This window comes from Bradyrhizobium sp. STM 3557, from assembly GCF_045571465.1.
Lineage (GTDB): Bacteria > Pseudomonadota > Alphaproteobacteria > Rhizobiales > Xanthobacteraceae > Bradyrhizobium.
Map to the genome: position 1 here is coordinate 6,399,935 of NZ_CP120697.1, position 21,303 is coordinate 6,421,237.

At 62.6% G+C, this 21,303-nt stretch carries 20 protein-coding genes and 1 pseudogene; 8 read left to right on the forward strand and 13 right to left on the reverse strand.

The features are described from left to right. Window positions 1-133: 133 nt before the first annotated feature. On the reverse strand, window positions 134-1,444 hold the full coding sequence (locus P6U24_RS29605) for an HlyD family efflux transporter periplasmic adaptor subunit (protein ID WP_407155962.1): 1,311 nt from the start codon (window positions 1,442-1,444) through the stop codon (window positions 134-136). Between the two features lie 164 nt (window positions 1,445-1,608). Here P6U24_RS29605 and P6U24_RS29610 point away from each other — a divergent pair, with 164 nt between their 5' ends. Beyond that, window positions 1,609-2,247, forward strand: coding sequence for a TetR/AcrR family transcriptional regulator (locus P6U24_RS29610; protein WP_407155963.1), 639 nt, complete (start codon window positions 1,609-1,611; stop codon window positions 2,245-2,247). Window positions 2,248-3,140: 893 nt separating this feature from the next. Beyond that, the gene (locus tag P6U24_RS29615; RefSeq protein ID WP_407155964.1) at window positions 3,141-3,404 is read left to right on the forward strand and encodes a hypothetical protein; all 264 of its coding nucleotides are present in this window, start codon (window positions 3,141-3,143) and stop codon (window positions 3,402-3,404) included. Between the two features lie 566 nt (window positions 3,405-3,970). On the opposite strand, the gene P6U24_RS29620 is transcribed toward P6U24_RS29615, so the two are convergent. The 4 genes from P6U24_RS29620 to P6U24_RS29635 form a co-directional block, all read right to left on the reverse strand. After that, window positions 3,971-5,764, reverse strand: a complete 1,794-nt coding sequence (locus P6U24_RS29620) for an adenylate/guanylate cyclase domain-containing protein (RefSeq protein ID WP_407155965.1) — start codon at window positions 5,762-5,764, stop codon at window positions 3,971-3,973. A 250-nt stretch (window positions 5,765-6,014) separates the two neighbouring features. Beyond that, on the reverse strand, window positions 6,015-6,422 hold the full coding sequence (locus P6U24_RS29625; protein WP_407155966.1) for a hypothetical protein: 408 nt from the start codon (window positions 6,420-6,422) through the stop codon (window positions 6,015-6,017). A gap of 393 nt (window positions 6,423-6,815) precedes the next feature. After that, on the reverse strand, window positions 6,816-8,324 hold the full coding sequence (locus P6U24_RS29630) for an amidohydrolase family protein (protein ID WP_407155967.1): 1,509 nt from the start codon (window positions 8,322-8,324) through the stop codon (window positions 6,816-6,818). A gap of 547 nt (window positions 8,325-8,871) precedes the next feature. Then, a complete protein-coding gene (locus tag P6U24_RS29635; RefSeq protein WP_407155968.1) occupies window positions 8,872-9,324 on the reverse strand; it encodes a nuclear transport factor 2 family protein in 453 nt (150 codons plus the stop codon). A gap of 75 nt (window positions 9,325-9,399) precedes the next feature. Between P6U24_RS29635 and P6U24_RS29640 the strand changes: the two are divergent. From P6U24_RS29640 to P6U24_RS29655, 4 genes and pseudogenes are all read left to right on the forward strand, one after another. Next, window positions 9,400-9,498, forward strand: a pseudogene (locus tag P6U24_RS29640) (AsnC family transcriptional regulator); the annotation flags it as partial. A 180-nt stretch (window positions 9,499-9,678) separates the two neighbouring features. Further along, on the forward strand, window positions 9,679-9,879 hold the full coding sequence (locus P6U24_RS29645) for an Lrp/AsnC ligand binding domain-containing protein (protein WP_407160640.1): 201 nt from the start codon (window positions 9,679-9,681) through the stop codon (window positions 9,877-9,879). Window positions 9,880-10,144: 265 nt separating this feature from the next. Beyond that, complete coding sequence (locus P6U24_RS29650) at window positions 10,145-10,462, forward strand: hypothetical protein (protein WP_407155969.1); 318 nt, start codon at window positions 10,145-10,147, stop codon at window positions 10,460-10,462. A gap of 39 nt (window positions 10,463-10,501) precedes the next feature. Then, window positions 10,502-11,686 (forward strand): radical SAM protein, encoded by a 1,185-nt coding sequence (locus tag P6U24_RS29655; protein WP_407155970.1) that lies wholly within the window; start codon window positions 10,502-10,504, stop codon window positions 11,684-11,686. A 184-nt stretch (window positions 11,687-11,870) separates the two neighbouring features. Here the strand turns inward: P6U24_RS29655 and P6U24_RS29660 are convergent, their stop codons facing one another. The 4 genes from P6U24_RS29660 to P6U24_RS29675 form a co-directional block, all read right to left on the reverse strand. Continuing rightward, window positions 11,871-12,227, reverse strand: coding sequence for a low affinity iron permease family protein (locus P6U24_RS29660; protein ID WP_407155971.1), 357 nt, complete (start codon window positions 12,225-12,227; stop codon window positions 11,871-11,873). Between the two features lie 159 nt (window positions 12,228-12,386). Then, window positions 12,387-12,866 carry a nickel-responsive transcriptional regulator NikR gene (gene nikR, locus P6U24_RS29665; protein ID WP_407155972.1) on the reverse strand — a complete coding sequence of 160 codons (480 nt, stop codon included), beginning with the start codon at window positions 12,864-12,866 and terminating at the stop codon, window positions 12,387-12,389. 41 nt (window positions 12,867-12,907) lie between these two features. Beyond that, window positions 12,908-13,174 carry a hypothetical protein gene (locus tag P6U24_RS29670; RefSeq protein ID WP_407155973.1) on the reverse strand — a complete coding sequence of 89 codons (267 nt, stop codon included), beginning with the start codon at window positions 13,172-13,174 and terminating at the stop codon, window positions 12,908-12,910. Between the two features lie 338 nt (window positions 13,175-13,512). Beyond that, window positions 13,513-14,757 (reverse strand): extensin family protein, encoded by a 1,245-nt coding sequence (locus P6U24_RS29675; protein ID WP_407155974.1) that lies wholly within the window; start codon window positions 14,755-14,757, stop codon window positions 13,513-13,515. Between the two features lie 38 nt (window positions 14,758-14,795). On the opposite strand from P6U24_RS29675, the gene P6U24_RS29680 reads away from it, so the two are divergent. Together P6U24_RS29680 and P6U24_RS29685 are read left to right on the forward strand one after the other, a co-directional pair. Beyond that, entirely contained in the window at window positions 14,796-14,933 is a 138-nt protein-coding gene (locus P6U24_RS29680; protein ID WP_407155975.1) for a hypothetical protein, read from the forward strand. Between the two features lie 48 nt (window positions 14,934-14,981). Continuing rightward, the gene (locus P6U24_RS29685) at window positions 14,982-16,175 is read left to right on the forward strand and encodes a FecR domain-containing protein (RefSeq protein ID WP_407155976.1); all 1,194 of its coding nucleotides are present in this window, start codon (window positions 14,982-14,984) and stop codon (window positions 16,173-16,175) included. A 7-nt stretch (window positions 16,176-16,182) separates the two neighbouring features. Here P6U24_RS29685 and P6U24_RS29690 read toward each other — a convergent pair whose 3' ends face one another. The 4 genes from P6U24_RS29690 to P6U24_RS29705 form a co-directional block, all read right to left on the reverse strand. After that, on the reverse strand, window positions 16,183-17,061 hold the full coding sequence (locus P6U24_RS29690) for a DMT family transporter (RefSeq protein WP_407155977.1): 879 nt from the start codon (window positions 17,059-17,061) through the stop codon (window positions 16,183-16,185). 125 nt (window positions 17,062-17,186) lie between these two features. Then, the gene (locus P6U24_RS29695) at window positions 17,187-19,391 is read right to left on the reverse strand and encodes a xanthine dehydrogenase family protein molybdopterin-binding subunit (protein WP_407155978.1); all 2,205 of its coding nucleotides are present in this window, start codon (window positions 19,389-19,391) and stop codon (window positions 17,187-17,189) included. 4 nt (window positions 19,392-19,395) lie between these two features. Continuing rightward, window positions 19,396-20,412 (reverse strand): FAD binding domain-containing protein, encoded by a 1,017-nt coding sequence (locus tag P6U24_RS29700; RefSeq protein ID WP_407155979.1) that lies wholly within the window; start codon window positions 20,410-20,412, stop codon window positions 19,396-19,398. Next, window positions 20,409-20,936, reverse strand: a complete 528-nt coding sequence (locus tag P6U24_RS29705; RefSeq protein ID WP_407155980.1) for a (2Fe-2S)-binding protein — start codon at window positions 20,934-20,936, stop codon at window positions 20,409-20,411. The genes P6U24_RS29700 and P6U24_RS29705 overlap by 4 nt, the downstream gene beginning before the upstream one ends. Window positions 20,937-21,303 lie beyond the last annotated feature (367 nt).

Sequence of the window (21,303 nt, forward strand, 5' to 3'; positions counted from 1 at the left end):
GTGAGGGGTTACGGTCTTACGTACATCTGTGCCCCCTCACTCGGATTGCATCTTCGATGCAATCCGACCTCTCCCCGATGGGGAGAGGTGAACTCATTTCGTGGCGAGCGCGAGATCTCATCAAAAGAGTCAATCACTGCGGATGGATCATCATCGGCGAATCGAGATCGGCGTCGCTGTCGGCGTCCTGGGCGCCGTCGGTCGTGTCGACCGTCGCATAGACCGACATGCCGGCGCGGAGCAGGTTCTGCCGCGCCACCTCCTTCGGCACGCGGATGCGCACCGGCAGCCGCTGCACGATCTTGGTGAAGTTGCCGGTCGCGTTATCCGGCGGCAGCAAGGTGAACACCGAGCCCGCCGCCGGCGAGATGCTGTCGACCGTGCCCTTGAACTTGCGCGAGCCATAGGCGTCGACCTTGATGGTCACCGACTGGCCGGGACGGATGCGCTTCAGCTGGGTCTCCTTGAAATTGGCGTCGATGTAGACGTCATCGAGCGGCACGACATTGGCGAGCCGCTGACCGACCGCGACGAAGTCGCCGGTATTGACGAGACGGTTGGAGAAGATGCCGTCGACCGGCGCGCGCACCACAGCGAAGTCCAGATCGCGCTCGGCCTTGGCGAGCGATGTCTTCAACTCGGCAAGCTGCGCCTGCGCCTCCGCCTGCTGCGCCTTGGTCACCTCGACATTGTCGCGCGCTGCATCGAACGCGGCCCGCGCCGACTTCACGCCGGCGACGCCCTGGTCGCGGGCGGCTTCCGACTGCTCGAACGTGGCGTGCGAGGCGAAGCCCTTGTTGCTCAGCGCCTGCTGACGATCATAGTCGAGTTCGGCGCGCTTCTGCGTGGCCTCGGCGGAGGCGAGATTGGCCTGCGCCTGCTCGACCGCGCTCTGCTGCGCGCCGATCTGGCGGCCGATGCGGGCAATGGTCGCCTCCTGCGTCGCGATCTTGGTGCGCGCGGCATCGACGGCAATGCGATAGTCGCCATCGTCGATGCGGATGATGACATCGCCCTTGTGCACCGGCGCGTTATCGCGCGGTACGATCTCGACGATGTGACCAGCGACGCGGGCGCCGAGCATGGTGTTGTTGGCGCGGACATAGGCATCGTCGGTGGAGACGAAGAAGCGACCGACCAGGACGTAATGCGTGGCATAGCCGGCGATGGCGAGTCCCACCGCGAGCATCGCGCCGAGCATGATGCGCTTGCGGCGGCCCGATTTCGGCGGCGCGGCGGCTTCAGCCGCTGGCGCGGCAGATGGCTTCGCAACCGGCGCCGCCTCGGCGCGCTCGAGCTGCGCATCCACAGCGCGGCCTTTGGCTTCGTCGGCAACCTGCGCACGCAGAGCCTCGCCAAGTGCGGCCGGTTCACGCGTGACGGGCTCAGGGCTCTCAGCCGGCTCCGGACGACGCACACGTGCGGCCTGATCTCTCGCGCCCATCGAACACTCCAAAAAGATAGTTGCGGACGCTCTGGCGGCCGCTGTTGTTTGAAAGTAGCATTGACCGAACCGTTCGGTCAATATATATCTTCGCACATGCAAAATGGACGGAAAGCTCCTACGAGAGGTTTCGGCTACCCGGAATCTGCAAAGACCCTGAACGAATGATTGAAACCGGCCAGAATACCCTTCCCCCGCCTCCGGCGGAGGACTCTTCCAAACGGCGCCAGATCCTGGATGGCGCCCGCAAGGTGTTCATGGACCTGGGGTTCGATGGCGCCAGCATGGGCGAGATCGCCCGCTCCGCCGGCGTCTCCAAGGGGACGCTCTATGTCTATTTCGAAGACAAGTCCCGCCTGTTCGAGGCGATCGTGCACGAGGAGACGGTGGTTCAGGGCAAGGCGGCCTTCAGCTTCGATACCGCGCGCGACGTGACGAGCAATCTCACCGGGTTTGGCGAGGCCTATATCGCGATGGTCTGCCGGCCCGGCGGCGGATCGGCGATCCGCACCGTGATGGCGATTGCCGAGCGCATGCCGGAGGTTGGCCGCCGTTACTACGATCGCGTGCTGGAAGGTACCATCAACTGCCTTGCCGGCTATCTCGAAGATCGGGTGCGGGCAGGCGAACTCGCGATCGAGGACTGCCGGCTCGCCGCCGCGCAATTCCCGCTGATGTGCCAGGCCACCCTGTTCCTGCCTTTCATCTTCCAGGCCGCGCCGCCCCCCTCCCCCGAGCGCACCCGCGAGGTCGTCGCCAGCGCCGTGAAGATGTTCCTGGCGGCGTATGGGGTGAAGAAATAGCAGCCGAGCTGCACACTCGGCCCTCATCGCGGATAGCCGGAAGCAATCGTCACATTCCGCTGTCATCGCCCGGTTCAACCGGGCGATCCAGCATCCCAGAGGCGGCAGTACTTGAATCGAGGGGCCGCGGCGTACTGGATCGTCCGCCTTCGCGGACGATGACGCCAGAGGGCGCGGCATCATCATCTTCAGCTCCACAGAACAGACGCCCGCGATCTCGCGACGCAACTACGTCCGAGTCATTGCCAGCAGAGACGCCCTCAACTAACAGAGAAGGGCGCAGGGAAGGCCGCACCCATGGCCCGCCTGCAGAAAAGAAAGCAGGCGGCAGTTACCACAGGTACGAGCCGAACAACCGGCCTTCCCTGCGCGATGGTTTGGCGGCTTACTCCGCGCTCTCCCCGGGGACCGGCTTGTTTGCCCCCGTCGCTCGCGTGCTGGTCAAAGCATGCGCGAACTTGGCATCAGCACCGGGATGCCAGGACCACACGGCTTCACCGTCCGCATCACATCGTTCGTCCGCGCGCATTGGTGAGCATGATCTTTTCGGAAAACCGCTAGGCACTTTTCCGGATCATGCTCGCACGCTGCGATGTGCTGCGGCCCACCGCTCCCCGCCTCCACGTCCGTGACGGTCGCGAAACGCCCCTCCTGCGAGGCGGGATGCGGGCAGATAAGCACGATTTCCGAAAAATCGAAACAGGAATATTTTTCGCAGCGGGACTGGACAGGGGTGATGTCATTGAGAGCGCTGTGAAACTTCGTGTTTTGGCGCACGTCTAACCAATTGCTAAACGCATTTGGCCGCTTCAATTGTGATACCTTAGAGCTTCGCGCTTCTGGAGATTTTTACGCAGAATTCGGTTTATTCAAAGCTGAGATAGGTGAGGGTCATGACAGCCCAAGGAATAGCAATCTACGGCGGCGTCAAAGCTTGGTTTGCTGGTTGTGTAGCCGCAGTACTTGTTCTCTTCGTTCGGGAAATCTTCTTAGCTCTACTCGGGCCGCATGGTATTACTGTTGGCTCCCTGCTCTCTGCCCCTTTGCTATCAGTAATTCAATTCACAATCATCGCATATTTCAGCGCAATTCCGGCTGGCATATTCATGTGGGCTGCACACAAGCTGAAGATAGAGTTTGCTGTGCTCTTTGCGTGATATGGAGCAGCGCTCGGCTGGCTCGGGAATCACGTTTTCAAGCCGATCAACAGCCGGACACTTTGGCCACTTGTTGTAGCCGGCGCCGTTGCGGGCTTATCCGCATGGTATGGTATTTTAAGAGAACTCCGACTTTAGCCTCCGATGCATCCGGCTAACCTAACGCTATGCGCTGCCGCCTGCTGCTGACAGGCGCTTTTCGGATGACAGCTCCTTTGGCCCATAGCCGAAGATCGCGCGGACGCCGCGAATGTCCTGTCTCAAGGGATGGACCTGACGCGGCGCGGTGATCTGCGAAAAGACCGCTTCTGACGCTGGCTGTGTGAAAACACGGAAATTGGCCAAGCGAGGAGAACCTACTTCTCACATCCCGCGGTACTGAAGCTCAATATGCTCTCCGCAATCTCAGAAGCGGCGGCAAAGGAAACGTTCTTCTCCCAATCTTGAGCGCCGTCGCGTTTTCACACAGCCAAGACCCACACCAGACATTCCAGGCAACATAAAACGGAGGGCAATACGACGAGTTCAGCGGACATCGCCGTGGGCCGATGTGCGCTATTGACCCATCATTCCTCCGGTACCCCGGCCATCCGCATCCCTTCCATGAGGCGCTTGCTTCCCGCGCGGAAGGCCGGATCGTCGCTCATTCTGCCTCGCACTCGCATGCGGCGAAGAGTGAAAGTTGGATCGAGCGCAAGCCCCGCCCGTACCGCAGCCCGCGCCTCCTCCAATGAGCCGAGCAGCCCAAGTGCGCCGGCGAGCATGAAATGCGCAATTGGATAATTTCGGTTGGCTTCGAGGCACCCGCGTAGCCATGCAACCGCTTCGGCGTCCTCGCAGAGAATCTGCTTGGCAATGGCATTGTGCAGCATCCACCGAAAGGCACCAGGGTCGCGAGGAGAGAGCCGAAACGCTTGCTGGATATGAGCCTCGGTTTCCTCACTTCGACCGATAAAGAACATGGCCGCACCGATGAAAGCATGGGCGTCTGCCAAGTTTCGATCCAGGGCCAGCGCTCGCTCGCATTCCCAAACGGCTTGAGCCGCGCGCTTCGTTAAGTTCTGCACGGCACCCAAATACAAGTGCGCCCGGGCGTGCTGCGGACACATAGATAGGACCTTGGTCAATGTTACTTCAGCCGCCGCGAGGCGCGAGTCACGGTCATCGACTAAAAAAAATGCAGCGCTTAAGGTATCGAGAGCCGCTATACCGACCAACGCTTCCGTATTTCCGGGATCGAGCATCAAAGCGCGCTCGAAAAAGCCTCTCGCCTGCGCCATATTTTCGGCAGTTATTCCCTTGTTCCAGCAGCTGGTCCCCTGGAACACTAGGTCGATCGCATCCGGTTTCAGTGAATGCTCCGCGCGCCGTGCCTCAGCCTCAATGAGCTGAGCATTTAGCGCATTGGCGAGGCTAGAAACGATTTCGTCCTGCATATCGAATAGATCAGTGATGAGCTTGTCGAAACGCTCGGCCCAAAGATGGTTGCCGGTTTCAACGCAGATAAGCTGCGCACTAACTCGTATCCGATTGCCCCCGCGTTGTACCGAACCCTCAAGGACATAGCGGACATTCAATTCCCTGCCGAGCTTCTGCACGTCCATAGCCTTGCCCTTGAACGTGAACGCCGTGTTGCGAGCGATAACAAAGGATCCGTTTATCCGTGACAGGTCCATGGTGAGGTTCTCCGTCACGCCATCAACGAAATAGTCTTGCTCGGGATCGCCGCTGAGATTGGCGAACGGCAGTACAACGATGGAAAGACGAGGAGGTGAAGGCCGCTCCGGCTTGATAGCGTCAATCTTTGTTGCCTGATCACGTCCATCCCAGGCCACCGCATAGGCTCGGACGGGGCGGGCAATGTTCTTGAGGTTCTGCTCGCCCAGGTCGGCGAACTCAAACCCTACTTTGCCCTGGACTTGATCGTACGCAGCGGACGAGATGCAGATGCCGCCGGGTTCTCCAATGCCCTCCAGTCTGGCCGCAACGTTAACTCCGTTCCCAAAGATGTCGTGGGGCTCGACAATCACGTCACCGATATTGACGCCCACCCGGAAAGAAATGCGACTGTCTTCAGCCTCGCCAATCGTAAGCTCCTTGATACGGGTCTGGAACTGAACAGCTGCCCGAACTGCTTCGACTGTGCTCGGAAACTCCGCCAAGAACCCGTCTCCGGTGGTCTTCACGATTCGGCCGCCATGCTCGGCGACAGCCGGATGGACAGCTTCCGTTAGGAGCGCGGTTACCTTGGCGTGTGTAGCCTCTTCGTCCCTATGCATGAGGCGCGAATAGCCCGCGACGTCGGCAGCCAGTATTGCTGCCAACCTGCGCTCGACCCGGACTGGCCGCTCTTGCACCATCTCCGCAATCCAACTTTGATGCGATTGTACGACGGATCAGCGGGGATGCCCATCAGCCTAGCGCCGGTTGTTGGCCCATTAGAGAAGTGGCGACCCGCCGCTTGGACGTTTGCTCCCGGGTGGTCAGCGGCCCGGAATTGCTCTGGTCGAGTGTTTCGCATTTTGACCCGAAGCGGGTCCTGCGCACGGATGGCGCGTCGTCGCCAGCGCCATCTGCTCCTACAATCGACCTCTTGCGATGAAACGAGCCTTAAGCCTTCAGGTCCGTGATCCGCATAATCGCGACCACATTCCCGTCGTTGTACGCCTGCTCTTTCGTTTCCTTGTTGCAGGTCCAGACAAAATTCTTCTTGCCCGTAAAGGTCTTTCCCTCCTGCTCAAGCCGAAGCTCCCCTTCGGTGACATGGCAGACCATGGCATTCATCATCGGCGGCCCCATGGTCTTCGACCCCGGCTGCATGATGACGTCGCGCATTGAAACGGTCTTAAAGCCTGGGATCAGCGATGGTGTCTCGCCTTCATATTCACGCACCACGACACCTGGCCAAGGCGTCGTATCCTTGTAGCCCGTGGCTTGAGCGGCGGCTGGCTTGATCATGGCAGCCGAAGCCGCTGCCAACCCGATTCCCAGTGCAGACCTTCGATCGAGTTTGCTCATCGCTTTCTCCCGACGTTACCGAACGAGCCGCTGCATAAGCAGCGCACGAAGTTCGTGGTGAACGGTGGTGCGAAACCTAGAAAGATCGGTCTCTAAGAGAGCTCGCCTGCCGATAGCACCAATGCTGCCCGTTTGCCCGGACGGTGATTTTCGGCACATCCCGCTTCACGGGCAGTGACATTTTAAGTCACCTGACGCCTCCAGGGAACAGGTGACACGAAGACACAGCGTCCCCTCAGGAAGTCCGGAACTGACCCTGGCTGTGTGAGAACGTCCGTTCTTACACAGCCAAGACCCACAGCGGACATCGGATCGTCGATCGGTCTTCGACCTTGCAGCCGCGCTGGCCGCGCCGGCGGAGCTTGCGCGCGCCGCCAGCGCAGCCGGCCGCGCTCAAGCAGCGCGAACGTAGCCGTAGCGCAGGTTCGAGGGCTGCTGCGCCGCTTGCGCATACTCATGCTTGAGCGCTGCGAGGCGATCCTCGGAAAACGCCGGCATCCTGGTGTTTTCGGCTGCCCTCAGCTTGATCTTGTAGAACTTGGTAGCGTTGCCCGCGAAGATCAGCTGCTTGGTGACACTGTTGGCGTCGCCCAGCGGCGTAAAGCCGTACTTCTTCTGCATGTCCTCCGGGATTTCGAGCCGGCGCAGCGCTTCGATCTGCCACTGCGGTGAGCCGTACCAGACCGAGTCGGTGCCCCACATCACGTGGTCGACCCCCATCCCCTTGATCAACGTGCCAACCAGCGCGGCGCAGAACTTCGGATGTGCGACGGCGGAGTTGGCAAATGACGTGCCGAGCTCGGCATAGACATTGGTGACGCCGAACTTCTGCGGGATCTCCGCGAGATCCGAAGCCCACTGAATGCGGCCGGTCTGCTCGAACTCCGCCCACGCCTTGTCCGGCAGTTCCAGGAACGGTCGCAGCGCCGAGTGATAAATCACGAAGTTCATCTGCGGCCAATCCTTCGCGGCCTTTCCGATGTCCCACGCCGTTGCGTATTCCCACACGCCGGCGAACGACTTCTCGTAATCGGGCGGCAGCAGCCCCTTGTGAATACAAAGAGTGTTGATGCCGGCCTTCACCGCTTTCTCGTAGAAGGGATACATCACCTGCTCGTCGTCGAGCCGCCATGGGTACTTCGAGGGCGCGAGCGGGTCACCGATCGTGTAGGATTTCCATGAATCCGGCTTGTAAACCGCAATTGCCTTGTCGACCTCGTCCATCCAGCCGGGCTGCTTGGGAGTGATGACGCTGTGCGCCAACAGGCGGCGCGAGCCGGCGAAGTCGTTGATCAGCTCCCGCGCCTTGACGATCTGCTCGTTGGACAGAAGCCACCAGCTCGGGTCGTCGAACGGCGCGCCGCTCAAGAGGGCCATGTTGGTGTCGCTGTCGTAATAGACCTCTTTCACGTAGTTCTGGAATTTATAGCGGGCGAGCGAGGAGACGCCCTCTTCCTTCATCTTCGGATTCCAGTGTTCGCCTGCGAATTTGCCCAAGTCCAGGAGCTCCGGGTGATTGAAGTCGTCGCGCACGAAATGGGTCTGGACATCGAAGATGAACTGGTCTGCGAGGCTTTCCGCGCGCACCCGCATCAGCTCGGGCTCGTGGGCCTCGGCGGGCGCGACCTGGAAGACGTTACCGTAGATATCGTTCATTGCGAGAAACGCCGCAGCCATGCCGCAGCTCGTGTGCAGGAACTGCCGGCGGCTCAAGCCGAGGTACTTGCCGTTCACGTCGGCAAGCTCGTTGATCCGCGCCTCTACCTTCTTCTGCGTAGCGCTCTGCGGGGGCGGAAGATACTCGCCGTTGGAAACGATCTGAGTCGGAATCGGCGTTGCGGCTGATGCCGCCTCGGCGCCCGCGACGAGACGCTGTTCACGCTCACTAAGCCAAGTGCTCATGGCTCTCCTCCCTTCTTGCTGGTCATCGACAGTGCAGGAGGGTGCGCATCAGGATGCGCGTTTCGCCACTCTGGATCAGTTGGGTGGACCGACCGGCGCTCCCTCCCATGTTCAGCTCCGCATGAAGCAGTCACGCGTGCCTTAAGCCGAGGCGCGTCTCTTCATCGCGTTATCCTGCAAAAGCTTAAGCGGGCCCGAAAAAAAACGACTTCCGGTAGTGGCGCATCACCGCTGAAATTCAACTCTCAAACTTCTGCCGGCGCAAGCAATGTAATCCGACAGTCATACTGCCCCAACCCCGTTCATATGATCCGTTTCCCGAACCGAAGCGTGAAAGTGTTGTTGCTCAAATGTAGCGCTTCCGCACCGGGCCCGCTTGAGACTTCGGTCGACGCCGAAGACGTCCGCCTATCGAGCCTAACCGGAAATGATCGTGTCGAGGCCGAACCGCGCTTTTCTTGCGACGCGTCTCGAACCATGAGGCCACGGAGCTTGGCCAGAAGAGCCATACGCAATAGCCCTGCGTCGTAGGCGGACACGGCGCCGGTCAGACCGTCGTCCCCTCAAAACGATGCTCGACATGAAACGACTTGGCGGTCACCAGCCATTTGCCGTCGATCAGATGAAAGCAGAGGTGATCGACATACACGATCGCTTCGATCCGAACGCGCACCTTCACAACAGCCTGCGACGGCGACGCAAAGTCCACGAGCAGGATTTCCTGCTGGCGCGGCGCTCCTTTGGACTTCGGGGACGGGTTCGTAGCCAAAAGGTCGCGATAGTCGGCTGCGGTGAGGATGCGGAGTTCCTCATCGCGCAAGCCGTGCAGTTGGGCCGTTGGCGCGAAAACGTGGTCAAACCGAGCAACGTCAGAGTCGAACATCATCTCGAAATATTGCTCGATGACGATGAGGAGCGCCCGCAGTGCGGCAGTATCGGTCATGTCCAATCCCCGGTGTTGTTCGTCGGGTCTGCAGCTTCGCACCAGACCGGCAGGCATGTCCTTGCGAATTCTGCTATCCTGCGAGCCACAGACGCAACAAATCACCCAATTGCTCCTCAGAACGTTTTGGACATGCCAAAAATCCAACTTGATGCCATTGACCGGCGCATCGTTGCCGAGCTTCAGGCGGACGCCCGGCTGAGCAATGTCGAACTTGCCGACCGGGTCGGCTTGTCGCCTTCCCCCTGTCTTCGTCGCGTGAAGCGCCTGGAGCGCGATGGCGTCATCGAGGGTTATCGCGCCGTACTCAGCCGTGACCGTGTCGGGCTCGGCTTTTCTGTCTTTCTTGCAGTCAAGATAGAGGCGCATGCGAACGATCGTGCTCTGACGTTCGAAGACGCGGTCTGTGCGATGCCTGAGGTCCTTGCCTGTCACTTGATATCCGGCGAGGCCGACTATCTGCTCGAAGTCGTCGTCGCCGATCTCGAGCGATACCAACGATTTCTGGTCGAACGACTGCTGACCCTGCCGATCGTGCGCGAAGTCAGGAGCAACATCGCGATCCAGACCAGGAAGGCCGCGGCACCTCTGCCGCTCCCCTCTCCGGAGTGAATGATCCTACCGCGTCAGTGAAGAGCTGAGCAGCCTCTTTCACCGTCATTCCGGTGCAATCGTCAATGCCAAGCCACGAAGCGGCTTTGCGTTGCCGATTGAACCCGGCGCGACCGACCGCATGGCCATTCGGAGCACCCCGACCCGACAGCATGTCAGTAACACTAACCCAATCGGGCGTTATTCCGCGGTCATCGCATTGCCGACCCGATCAAGCCATTGTATTCGTATTGGGCTATCCTCCGCGAGAAGAAGGAATAGAGCGATGTCTATTCTGACGCTGAAGATTTTTGCCGGCCTGCTCCAATTGCATGGGCCAGGGGCAACAATTCAGAGCGATCATCCGGGTATCGACGCGTTGCTGCCCGACATGCGCGATCAGAGCTCGAACAAGAGCAGCTTGTCCGATCAAGACTCCTCGGGCATGGCCGCTTCCGAAGACTTCCTGTCGGACGAGCCGCTGGTGACGGAGGCCTATTTCAGGCGCGGTTTCGTTCGCGGCGCGCCTTATCATGGCGCTTTTCGTCGAGGTGCTGCCGCGCCGTATGGTGGATTCCGCCGAGGGTTTGCCCGCGGTTATTAGCTGATTGTTGAGGCCCTGCATCTTGGTTCGGTGTCCCGCATGTCGGCTGACGCGCCAGAGGCTGTCGACTTCGTAAGCCAACCGATCGCGCAGCTGTTGGTCAAAGTTGCCACGCGCTGCAATATCGACTGCTCCTACTGCTACTGGTTTCGCGACGCCGCAGTCTACGACAAGCCAAAGCTGATGAGCGCCGAGGTGCTGCACCAGCTGTTGTCGCGCATTGAAGAACACGTTTCCGATTATCGTCTGCCTGATTTGCCTATCGTCCTGCATGGTGGCGAGCCGCTACTCTGGGGCGTCGACAACTTCAACCATTTTGCCGAAGCCTGCGCCGCCATCACCGCACGAACGGGCTGTATCATCCCGATCGCCGTCACGACCAATGGCGTCCTGATCGACGATCGGTGGTTGGACTGTTTCGAGGCGCACCGTATTTCGGTGGCGATCAGCCTCGACGGTCCCGCGCATATCCACGACCTGCACCGAAAGACGTTTCAAGGTGGCGGCACCCATGAAGCTGTGGCGCGCGCGGCGCGCTTGCTGGTGTCGCGCGACGTGCACGTCAGTGCGCTGGCCGTCTGCAATCCGGCTTACCCGCCGCGTGATTATGTCGACTTCTTCGCCGATTGCGGTATCACCCATTACGACATCATGATCCCGGACGCGACCGTCGACGAGAAGCCGCCCGCGATCGCCAGCTTCTACAACGGTCTGTTCGACCTCTGGTTCGAGGCAAACCGCAGCCGGCCGGCCGTGAACATTCGCATCATCACCGACATGGTCACCGCGCTTCTCGGCAACAACTCACCGACCGAGGGTGTCGGCTACAATCCAATCGAGCTGTGCACCGTGATGACCGACGGCTCGGTTGAGGCGCATGACGTGCTCAGGATCGCGGGTGACGGCTTCACGCGGACGACATTCAACATTTTCGACCACTCGCTCGATGAGGTCCGTAGCGAGCCGCGCTGGAAAGCCGCGCGCGACGCCTCGATCAACCTCGCCGCCAAATGTCAAAGATGCAAGTTCATGAACACCTGCGGCGGCGGCTACCTTCCGCATCGCTTTTCGAAGACCAACGGTTACGACAACCCGTCGGTCTATTGCGATGATCTCTATGCAATTTTCGAGAACATGCGGAATGTGCTGGAACAGCACCTCTATGTCAAAAAGCCGGGCGGCGAGCGGGTCGCCATTCGCGACGCGTTGACGGGCGCGGAATGACTGTTTCCTTACCTCGTTTTGGAGCAGTCGAACGACCGTTGTTGAGGTTAGGCGAACATCAATCGGTCGGCAGCCTAGTGAGTACAGGCCCGAGCTCATCGCTTCCCGCGCCACGCACAATCCACATAGGGAAAGCGCGCTAGAATTGCAAATCCATCGTTCGCAAGACGTGCCCTGCGTTGCATCATCCGCTACTGCTCTCACGCTCCTTCTTCGAGTCCAGCTCAGGCTGCGGCTTGTCCTCGATCCCGATCACGTCCTTTCGCGAATTGGTCGCCTTGATCAGCTCATCGAGCTTCAGCTGCAGCGCTGTACTGTCCCGGTTCTGAGCGTTCTGGATAAGAAACACCATCAGGAAAGTGACGATGCTGCTGACGGTGTTCATCACCAGCTGCCAGGTATCGGAAAAGCGGAAGATCGGGCCAGAGACGAGCCAGAGCAGCACGAACCCGGCAGCCAATGCGAATGCCCAGGGACGACCGACCTGGGTCGACGTCTCCCTTGCAAGCCTTGAGAAACGATATTCCTCGTCTTGCGGCATCGCACGCAGGCACCAACGCCCTTTCTCTGTCTCTAACTACAAAGCAGTACGGCTTCGGTTCCATGATCGCTTCGCGGGCTTCGCCGAGTACCCGGTCAGCACGACCCATGCGGTAACGGGCGGCATTGCCGGCAGGACCGGGAAGGGCGTGCAACTCGATCAGCCGCGTGATCCCTTCTTGCTGCCGGTCGCGGTAGTGGAATGCGCGTGACCATGACCAGGCGCATGCCCATGCGGCAGCTCGATCGGCATCATCACGAGCTGTCCGTGGCGCACGCCGCGCTCGGCGATGACGTGATCGGAAAACGCCTTCACCGCGGTGCGCGCGCCCTTCAGCACGGTGACCTCGAGGCAGCTCCCGTGATCGATATGCACGTGGAGCGTGGCCTGGGCGAGATCGCTATGCTCGTGCGCCTCTTGCGTCAGCCGCTTCGGCAGGTCGCGCGCGGCGTGATCATAGACATAGCTCAACGTGGCGATGCAGTTGCGGCCCGTAACCGTCTCGCTATTCGCCTGCTCGAGGCCCGAGCGCACCAGGTCGCGAAACGCTTCCGAGCGGTTGGCATAGCCGCGCTGCGCGATGAAGGCATCGACCTCACCGAGCAAATCGTCATCGATCGTGATCGTCAGGCGCTCCATATGCATTCTCCTCGCGCGGCGTGTTGCGTCCGCCGATCATATCACGCGAGATCGTCGTCACTACGATCCTGCGCAGCCGGATCGCGGATCATCGCAGCCATATCGGCGGCCAGCGCCGCGGCATCGGCTTCCTCCCCGATCCGCGCCGCGCGCTCCGAGAGCAGTTGCCAGGTTGGAATCGTCGGCGCGCATTCGGCGTCCGCCACCGCGCGGCGTGCGACATCGAGATTGGCGCAGATCAAGACCGGCTCGTCCTCGGTGCCCACCACGACATGCGCGCCGAGCTTCTTGATGCGATACGCGGACATGTGAACCCTCTCCCGAGCCGACGGCAAAATGCGTGCGGCAACCCGAACCCCGCGCGCGTTGTTCCTGCCGAGTGTGGCAGGTCTAGCGTCGGCCAATGGCTGAGCGGCAGACTGGTAAACGCAGCGTCAACCACGGCGCAGTGCGGCCCAGACAAGGGCCTGAGAACAAGAAGATAGCGCAGCGGCAGCGCCAATGACCGCCGTGCCGCGACGGTGGATAGTGTGGATGATGCGAGCGGCCGGCCGATTGCGATGGTCCACACTCGGTAGCCCATCACCGCAGGAGTGCGAAAAGGGGCAAGAAGCAAGGCGAAGATGACCAAGTGACCCGGCTTGCGTCACTCGTCCTCGATGTCGTCCTCGTCGATCTTGCCGCGCCTGCCGCGCGCTTCCTTGCGGCTCGAAATCGAGCTTGTGACATCCGGCTCACGCACCCCGTAGCCATAGCGGCGCTGCTGCGCGCGCTGGGCGACCACCTCGCCGGACACCGCGGCCGGCTCGCAGATCACCGGACGCCGGGCGCGGCGCATCAGGTCGACGTGAATGTGATCGTAGTGATAGACGTTGGATCCTGGGGCCAGCACGGTGTTGAATGTCCGGCAGGCCGCGCCCTGGATGTCGCGCAGAAAACCCTGCTCCTCAGGCAGGCCATGCCAGCCCTCCTTGACGGTGATGCGGCGGCCGTCGGCGAGCGTGAAGGCGGCGATGTCGAGGGCGTTGCCGAAGGCGTGCTCGGAAATGTGTGCACTCGGATTGCCATTCATGCCGCGGCAGGAATAGGCCGAGATCTGCTTGATCTCGACGACGCGATTGCCGAACCAGCGCATCGCCGCCGGCTGCACGGCTTCGGCAAGCCAGCGATCGAGCGCGGACACGATCGGACAGGCCAAGGTTGCCGCCGGCTTCACCGCGACCGGACCGACGGCCGCGATCGGATCACCGCGCGCCGGTCCGAGCGGCGGAGGTGTATAGGTCTGCTGCTGATAAGGCCGCTGCGGATTGGCCTGCTGCGGGTATCCCTGCGCGGGATAGCCAGTGCCCGGCGCGCCTTCCGGCGGCAGGCTGAGGTCATCCTCGCCCGGCTGCGCGCTTGATGAATCAAGGCTTGATGAATTAAGACTTGGCGCATTGAGCGACAGCGGCGCACCCGAAGGCGCGGCATAGCCGCCACTGCGCGCATCGGGATAGGTTTGCGGCGGATAGGCGCTGCGCGGATAAGGCTGGGATTGCGGATAGGCCGATGCCGGCGAGGTGCGCGGTGGCGGTGGCTGGTTGATCGGCCAGCGCGGCTGGTTGCCGATCGGTGCCGGCGGATGCAGGTCCTCATCGGCGAAGCCGTAGGAGCCCATACCCTCGCCGAGCGCGGACACCTTGAGCGGAAAGTCCGCGCCGCACATTCCGGGCCCGGAGATCGGGTCGATGCGCACGATCTCGGCGCTCTCCTTCACCGCCCCCGATTTCAGGCAGGCGATCTCGGCCTCGGTCCGCCACGGTTCGCGCTCCTGGAAAAATCCACGACCACACCCCGCAAGCGAAACAAGGACGATGGAGCCGACGAGATACAAACGAACTCCGCGCGTCATGCGCTTAGACTTGCGGTAATTTGCTTAAGGACTTGTCAATGACGTCGCCTCACACCGGTCTCGCCACGCAGGGCCACGCGGCTGTGATCCGCCTCACGGAGCGCGCGCTCGCCTTGGAGCTCGTCGCGATCTGCTGGCGATCGATATTCATCCGCCATTCAGCCCCCGGCGGTTGAAATCGCCGCGCTCGCTCCCATCATCCGGTCCCCGCGGAATCCTTGATCGTGACATTGCATCGGCTTGCGCTGGCGTTCTCAGTCGTCGCGGCGATCGCCATCGGCGCGCCTGCCCTGGCCCAGGCGCCCGCGCCCGCGGCAGCTGCGGCCGCCGACACCGCAGCCATGCCCGCCTCGGCCGAGCCGATCGGCAACGTGGCCGCGCTGACCGGCACCGTTACCGTGGTCCGCAACAAGAACTCGCTGCCCTTGAGGCTGCGCGACGACATCTTCCTCAACGACATCGTGCAGACCGCGGCGGATTCCTCGCTCGGCATCACCTTCGACGACGGCACCACCTTTCGCCTCTCGGCGAACGCGAAGATCGCGATCGACAACTACGTCTATGAGGACGGCGGCAAGCAGAATGCCGCCACCTTCAACATCGGCCGCGGCACGGTGGCCTTTGTCGCCGCATCGGTGGCCAAGACCGGCGACATGAAGATCGACACGCCAACCGCAACGCTCGGCATTCGCGGCACCACCGGCCTCGTCGAGGTGCCGGACAACGTCTCGTCGGCGCGCGCGTCTGCCGGCAACGTCGCGATCAAGCTCTATCCGGATGATGACGGACATGTCGGGCGGATTGAGGTCAATGATCGCCACGGCGCTTCGCTCGGCGCGCTGACGCGCGGCGCCAGCGGGTTCTCGATCCGCGGCGGCCCAGCCGGCGGCGGCGCCATGCGCTTTGCCGCGGTGCCGCTTGTGATCGCACCGCGCGAGCTGCAGCGCGACCAGGGTTTTGTGCGCCAGGTTCACAGCGCGCAGACCCTCGGGCGGCAGATCGTCAGCGAGCAGCGTGCGATCCGCCGCGCCAATCCGGGACTTGCGCCGAACCGCGGCAATCCACCGGCGCCGCAGCGGCCGAACGCCGCGCCGGGACAGAACAACAACCGCCTGAACAACAACCGGCCGCGTCAGCAGCCGCCGGCGACGACGACGCCCGATCGCAGGGGTCAACGTGAAGGCCTGCGTCAAGGCCAGGCGCAGCCCGCGCCGCGCTCACCTCAGCAGCCCGGCATGCAGCCGCATGCTCCGCAGCAACCCGGCGCACGGCCACAACAGCCGCCGACCCACGCGCAGCCGAGCGATGTGCAACGAGCGCGGCCGCAGTTGCAGCGGCCAGGTGGCACGGCACGGCCGATGCTGCGGCCGCGCGGGCGTCCTATCGCCCCAAGAGACCGGCGACGGGATCGTCAGTGATCGGCAATCAGTACCCACTGGCGATTGCGGCCGCGCCGATCACGGCGCACACCGCACCGAGCCACGCGACCGGCGATGGCCGCACGCCCGTTGTCACCCACAGCAGCGGCAGGATGGCGACCGGCGTGATCGACGACAGCGCCGAGACGATGCCGACCGCCTGCCCGGAAAGCGCGAACAGCACCAGCGTCATGCCCGCACCCATGCCGAGCAGTCCGCTCGCCGCCGAGCGCAGCGCGATCGTCTTGGTCACTGGAATAGGCTCTTGGAAGCCCGGCAGACGTGAGAGCAGCCCCAGGCCCGGCAATGCAACGGCAGCGCGGACGACCGTCGCCATCAAGGGATCGATACCCTGCGCCATCACCGGGCGCGCGATCAGCACCGCGCCTGCCGCACAGAGTGCACTGAGCAGGCCGAAGACTATGCCCACTGGCAGCGAGCCGTGCGGCTCTTCCTGGCTCGACTTGCCGCCCCGGAACAGGATGGCGAGCCAGACGCCGGCAATGACGCATCCGATGCCTGCGACTTTCAGCGGCGATAAGGTCTCGCCAAGGATGAGGTAGCCGAGCAGCGCGGCGAACGCCGCCCAAGTCGTATAGATCACCGAGGTCCGCCGCGGCCCGAGCCGCGCCATCGCGGCATAAAAGCAGGAATCGGCGGTGACGATGCCGAGGAGACTGGAGATGGCGAGCGCGAGCAATTGTCCCGACGCAGGCCGGCTCCAGGCGCCACGGGCCGCGACGATACCGAGCAGAGCCATGAGCGCGGCCGCAAGCCGCCAGCAATTGAAGACGACGGGTCCGAGATGGCGGATGGCCGGCGGCGCGATCAGATTGCTGAAGGCGATGCTGACCGCGGCAGCAACGGCAGCCAGATCGTACAGCATGGGCACTCGCGGATGGCGTGGTTACGGGTCCCGGCCTTCGCCGGGACGACACCGATGATGATGCGCCCGGCCGTATATGCCGCAGCGTTGCTTTAGCAGCGGCCTCAGCGCACCGCCAGTCATACCTACAACATCACCTTGTCCAGCGTGATCGGCAGGTCGCGCACGCGCCTGCCCGTCGCGTGATAGACGGCATTGGCGATCGCGGCGGCGACGCCGACGATGCCGATCTCGCCGACGCCCTTGATGCCCATCCTGTTGATGATGGCATCCGGCTCCTCGACGAAGATCACCTGGATGTCGTGCACGTCCGCATTCACCGGCACATGATATTCGGCGATGTTGGCGTTCATGATGCGGCCGAACCGGTGATCGATCTGCGCTTCCTCATGCAAGGCCATGCCGATGCCCCAGACCACGCCGCCCATGATCTGGCTCGCCGCGGTCTTGGTGTTGATGATGCGCCCGGCCGCCACGGCATTGACGACGCGCGTCACGCGGATGATGCCGAGCTCCTCATCGATCTTCACTTCGGCGAAGACGGCTGAATGCGTGTTGTGGGCATGCTTGTCGTCGTTCTCGAAATCGGAGCCACGCTCCTTCTCGATCCGCTCCAGCCCGCCATGGCGCATCACGTCCGATATCGCGACCTTACGGCTGGGACCGGCAATTGCGGTGATGGCGCCGTCCACGAGCGTCACCTCGTCGGGCTTGAGGTCCTTCAGCGGCGAGTCCGGCATGCCGAGCGCGATCAAGAGCAGCTGCGCACGGATGTCGTCGGCGGCATTGACGATCGCATGCGAGATGGAGGCTGCGGTCCATGATCCGCCTTCGACCTGCGCCTGCGGCAGCGTGGAGTCGCCGAGCTTCACGGTGACGTTCTCGAGCGGCACGCCAAGCATGTCGGCGGCGACCTGCGCCACGATGGTGTAGGTGCCGGTACCGATATCCGAGGCTGCCGACGACACCTCCACATGGCCATTAGCCGTCATCACGATACGGCTTGCGAACGGCATCTGCAGCGCCTCCCAGACGCCGCTCGCCATGCCCCAGCCGACCAGCTCGCTGCCGTCGCGCATCGAGCGTGGCTCTGCGCTCCGCTTGGTCCAACCGAACGCGTTGGCCGCCTGCCGATAGCATTCCTTGAGCTGCTTGCTGCTGAACGGCAACCCACTGTCCTGATCCTGATCGGAATAGCAGCGCAGCCGCAGCTCGACCGGATCCATCTTCAAGGCCACGGCCAGCTCGTCCATCGCGCATTCCAGGGCATAGACGCCACTGGCCGCGCCTGGCGCGCGCATGTCGCCCGGCGTCGGCACGTCGAGCTTGGCCAGGCGATGCGTCGCCCGCGAGGTCTCGGAGCGGTAGAGCACATCGCCCCAGCCGATGTCATTGCGCGAGAAAGCCTCGTGCCGCGAGGTCATCGCGATCGCCTCATGCGTCAGCGCCGCCAGAGCGCCATCATGGCTCGCGCCGAGCGCCAGCCGTTCGATCGTCGCCGGGCGATAGCAGAGGCCATACATCTGCGCGCGGGTGAGCACCACGCGCACCGAGCGCTGCAGCTTCAGCGCAGCCATCGCTGCCAGCGCGACCTCATATTGCGGCCGCAGCCCGGAGCCGAACGCGCCGCCGACATAAGGCGATATCACCTGCACGTCCTCGGGCTTCAGCTTGAACACACTGCAGACATAGCGCTGCACGTTCTGCACGCCTTGCGTCTTGTTGTACACTGTGAGCTTGCCGCCCGGACGCCAGACCGCAGTGGCGGCAAACAGCTCCATCGGATTGTGGTACTCGGCCGGGACGACGTATTCGGCGTCGTGGCGCACAGGCGCGCCCGCGAGCGCCTTGACGGCATCGCCCCGCGGCTTCACCGGCTTGTCGACCTTGATCGCTTCCTCACGATGGGCCTGAAGGTCGGTCGCGAAGCTCTCGGCTTGATAGTTGATGTCGACCAAGGTCGCGGCAAAGCGCGCCGTATCCTCGTCCTCGGCGACGACGAGCGCGACCGGCTGAAAGTTGAAATGCACCCTGTCATCATAGAGCGGACGGAACGGCGTGCCGTTCTCCGGCGCCACGTCGTCGCGGTAGTCATCGTCCTTATCAGCCATCTTCACCCGGTTCTTGTGGGTGAGAACGTCGATGACGCCGGCAACTGCCAGCGCCCGGCTGGTGTCGATGCCGACGATGCGCCCCCTTGGGATGGTCGAGTTGACCACCACGCCATAGGCGAGATCGGGCGCGGTAAATTCGGCGGCGTATTTGGCAGCGCCAGTGACCTTGGCGCGGCCATCGACGCGGGAGGTGGGAGTGCCGATCGTAGCAGGCATGATATCACCTCACCTTCTTGACCGATTGAATCTGCGGGGTGGCATTCGCAGCCTGCGTCAGGGTGCGAACGATGGCGCGGCGCGCCAGGCTGATCTTGAACGTGTTGTGCGCAAAGCCCTTCGCGTCCTTCAGCAGCGCATCGGCGGCTGCGCCAAACAGATCGCGGCTCGGCGCTTCCCCTCGCAACAGCGCCTCCACGGCGATGTCGCGCCAGGGCTTGTGCGCGACGCCGCCGAGCGCCAGCCGCGCCACCCTGATGCGGCCGTTCTCGATCTCCAGCGCGGCCGCGACGGAGACCAGCGCGAACGCATAGGACAGCCGGTCGCGGATCTTCAAATAACTGTAATGTGTCGCAAATCCCTGCGGCGGCAATTCGATCGCCGTGATGATCTCGTCAGCGCGCAGATTGTTGTCGAGCTCGGGCGTGTCGCCGGGCAGTCGATGGAAATCGATCAACGCGATGCTGCGCGTCCCGCCGGGACCTGCAACATGCACGGTGGCATCGAGCGCCGCGAGCGCCACGGCCATGTCAGACGGATGGGTGGCAATGCAGGCTTCGCTGGTGCCGAGAATGGCATGGCCGCGGTTGAGGCCCGCGATCGCCGAGCAGCCGGAGCCCGGCGCGCGCTTGTTGCACGGCGTCGCGACGTCGTAGAAATACGCGCAGCGCGTCCGCTGCATCAGATTGCCGCCGGTCGAGGCCATGTTGCGCAGTTGCGCCGACGCGCCGGCCAGGATCGCGCTCGATAGCAGCGGATAGCTGCGCTCGATCAGCGGGTGATAGGCAAGATCGCTGTTCGGCACCAGCGCGCCAATCCTCAAACCCCCATTATCGGTCTCTTCGACCGATCGGAGCGGCAGGCGGCTGATATCGATCAGCCGCGCCGGCCGCTCGACTTCATACTTCATCAGGTCGACCAGATTGGTGCCGCCGGCGATGAACTTTGCCGCGGAGTCGGCGGCCTTCAGCTTGATTGCATCAGCGACGTCGCTGGCGCGCGCATATTCGAAATTGTTCATGAGCGGCCTCCCATCGCAGCCATCGCCTGCTCGATTGCGGCGACGATATTGGGATAGGCGCCGCAGCGGCAGATATTGCCGCTCATCAATTCGCGAATGTCGTCGACCGTCCTCGCCCTGCCCTCCGCGATCAGGCCGGCCGCCGAGCAGATCTGGCCCGGCGTGCAGTAGCCGCACTGGAAGGCGTCGTGATCGATGAAGGCCCGCTGCAGCGGATGCAGCTCACTATCCTTCGCCAGCCCCTCGATGGTTGTGATCTCGGCGCCGTCCTTGGTCACTGCCAGCGTCAAACAGGAGACGACGCGACGTCCGTCCAGCAGCACGGTGCAGGCGCCGCACTGGCCATGATCGCAGCCCTTCTTGCTGCCGGTGAGGTCGAGGCGATCGCGCAGCAGATCGAGCAGCGTGGTCCAGGGGGCGACATCGAGCGTGCGTGCCTTGCCGTTGATCGTGAGCGTAATCGAGATGGGCTTGGGTGTCGCGGTGGGCTGCAGGCCGGATTGGGTGGACGGAGGCGAGCTCATGCAATCTCTCCGGAAACGGCGGCAGCCCGATCGCACCTCGCCAGGCACGACGCGGCCGCCGCGGAACAGGGAACGGCTCACGCTAACCCATAACGCCGGCAAAAGTTCTTCGCGTTGCGGCTCTGCCGGCTCACGATCGTGCGTTGCGGAAAATGCGACTGCTCGGAGGAAAGTCTTCAGGGCTGATGCCACCTAGCGCGGCGCTCGGCTGCGACATTGGGGCACGGCGGTTCGTGACCGAATTAAGACGCCGTCAGCACCTTAAGCTGTCCGTGTCCCGGACGCACAAATGTTCAGGCCTGGGCCTTGAGCAGAAACTATCGCGCAGACGAGGTGGGGTGAGGGGCAGATGCCCGATCGGTGCGAG

Excerpts from the sequence above, each read along its gene's own strand:
- P6U24_RS29605 (WP_407155962.1), bottom strand. The coding sequence starts at position 1,444 with ATGGGCGCGAGAGATCAGGCCGCACGTGTGCGTCGTCCGGAGCCGGCT.
- P6U24_RS29610 (WP_407155963.1), top strand. The coding sequence starts at position 1,609 with ATGATTGAAACCGGCCAGAATACCCTTCCCCCGCCTCCGGCGGAGGAC.
- P6U24_RS29615 (WP_407155964.1), top strand. The coding sequence starts at position 3,141 with ATGACAGCCCAAGGAATAGCAATCTACGGCGGCGTCAAAGCTTGGTTT.
- P6U24_RS29620 (WP_407155965.1), bottom strand. The coding sequence starts at position 5,764 with ATGGTGCAAGAGCGGCCAGTCCGGGTCGAGCGCAGGTTGGCAGCAATA.
- P6U24_RS29625 (WP_407155966.1), bottom strand. The coding sequence starts at position 6,422 with ATGAGCAAACTCGATCGAAGGTCTGCACTGGGAATCGGGTTGGCAGCG.
- P6U24_RS29630 (WP_407155967.1), bottom strand. The coding sequence starts at position 8,324 with ATGAGCACTTGGCTTAGTGAGCGTGAACAGCGTCTCGTCGCGGGCGCC.
- P6U24_RS29635 (WP_407155968.1), bottom strand. The coding sequence starts at position 9,324 with ATGCCTGCCGGTCTGGTGCGAAGCTGCAGACCCGACGAACAACACCGG.
- P6U24_RS29645 (WP_407160640.1), top strand. The coding sequence starts at position 9,679 with ATGCCTGAGGTCCTTGCCTGTCACTTGATATCCGGCGAGGCCGACTAT.
- P6U24_RS29650 (WP_407155969.1), top strand. The coding sequence starts at position 10,145 with ATGTCTATTCTGACGCTGAAGATTTTTGCCGGCCTGCTCCAATTGCAT.
- P6U24_RS29655 (WP_407155970.1), top strand. The coding sequence starts at position 10,502 with ATGTCGGCTGACGCGCCAGAGGCTGTCGACTTCGTAAGCCAACCGATC.
- P6U24_RS29660 (WP_407155971.1), bottom strand. The coding sequence starts at position 12,227 with ATGCCGCAAGACGAGGAATATCGTTTCTCAAGGCTTGCAAGGGAGACG.
- nikR (WP_407155972.1), bottom strand. The coding sequence starts at position 12,866 with ATGGAGCGCCTGACGATCACGATCGATGACGATTTGCTCGGTGAGGTC.
- P6U24_RS29670 (WP_407155973.1), bottom strand. The coding sequence starts at position 13,174 with ATGTCCGCGTATCGCATCAAGAAGCTCGGCGCGCATGTCGTGGTGGGC.
- P6U24_RS29675 (WP_407155974.1), bottom strand. The coding sequence starts at position 14,757 with ATGACGCGCGGAGTTCGTTTGTATCTCGTCGGCTCCATCGTCCTTGTT.
- P6U24_RS29680 (WP_407155975.1), top strand. The coding sequence starts at position 14,796 with ATGACGTCGCCTCACACCGGTCTCGCCACGCAGGGCCACGCGGCTGTG.
- P6U24_RS29690 (WP_407155977.1), bottom strand. The coding sequence starts at position 17,061 with ATGCTGTACGATCTGGCTGCCGTTGCTGCCGCGGTCAGCATCGCCTTC.
- P6U24_RS29695 (WP_407155978.1), bottom strand. The coding sequence starts at position 19,391 with ATGCCTGCTACGATCGGCACTCCCACCTCCCGCGTCGATGGCCGCGCC.
- P6U24_RS29700 (WP_407155979.1), bottom strand. The coding sequence starts at position 20,412 with ATGAACAATTTCGAATATGCGCGCGCCAGCGACGTCGCTGATGCAATC.
- P6U24_RS29705 (WP_407155980.1), bottom strand. The coding sequence starts at position 20,936 with ATGAGCTCGCCTCCGTCCACCCAATCCGGCCTGCAGCCCACCGCGACA.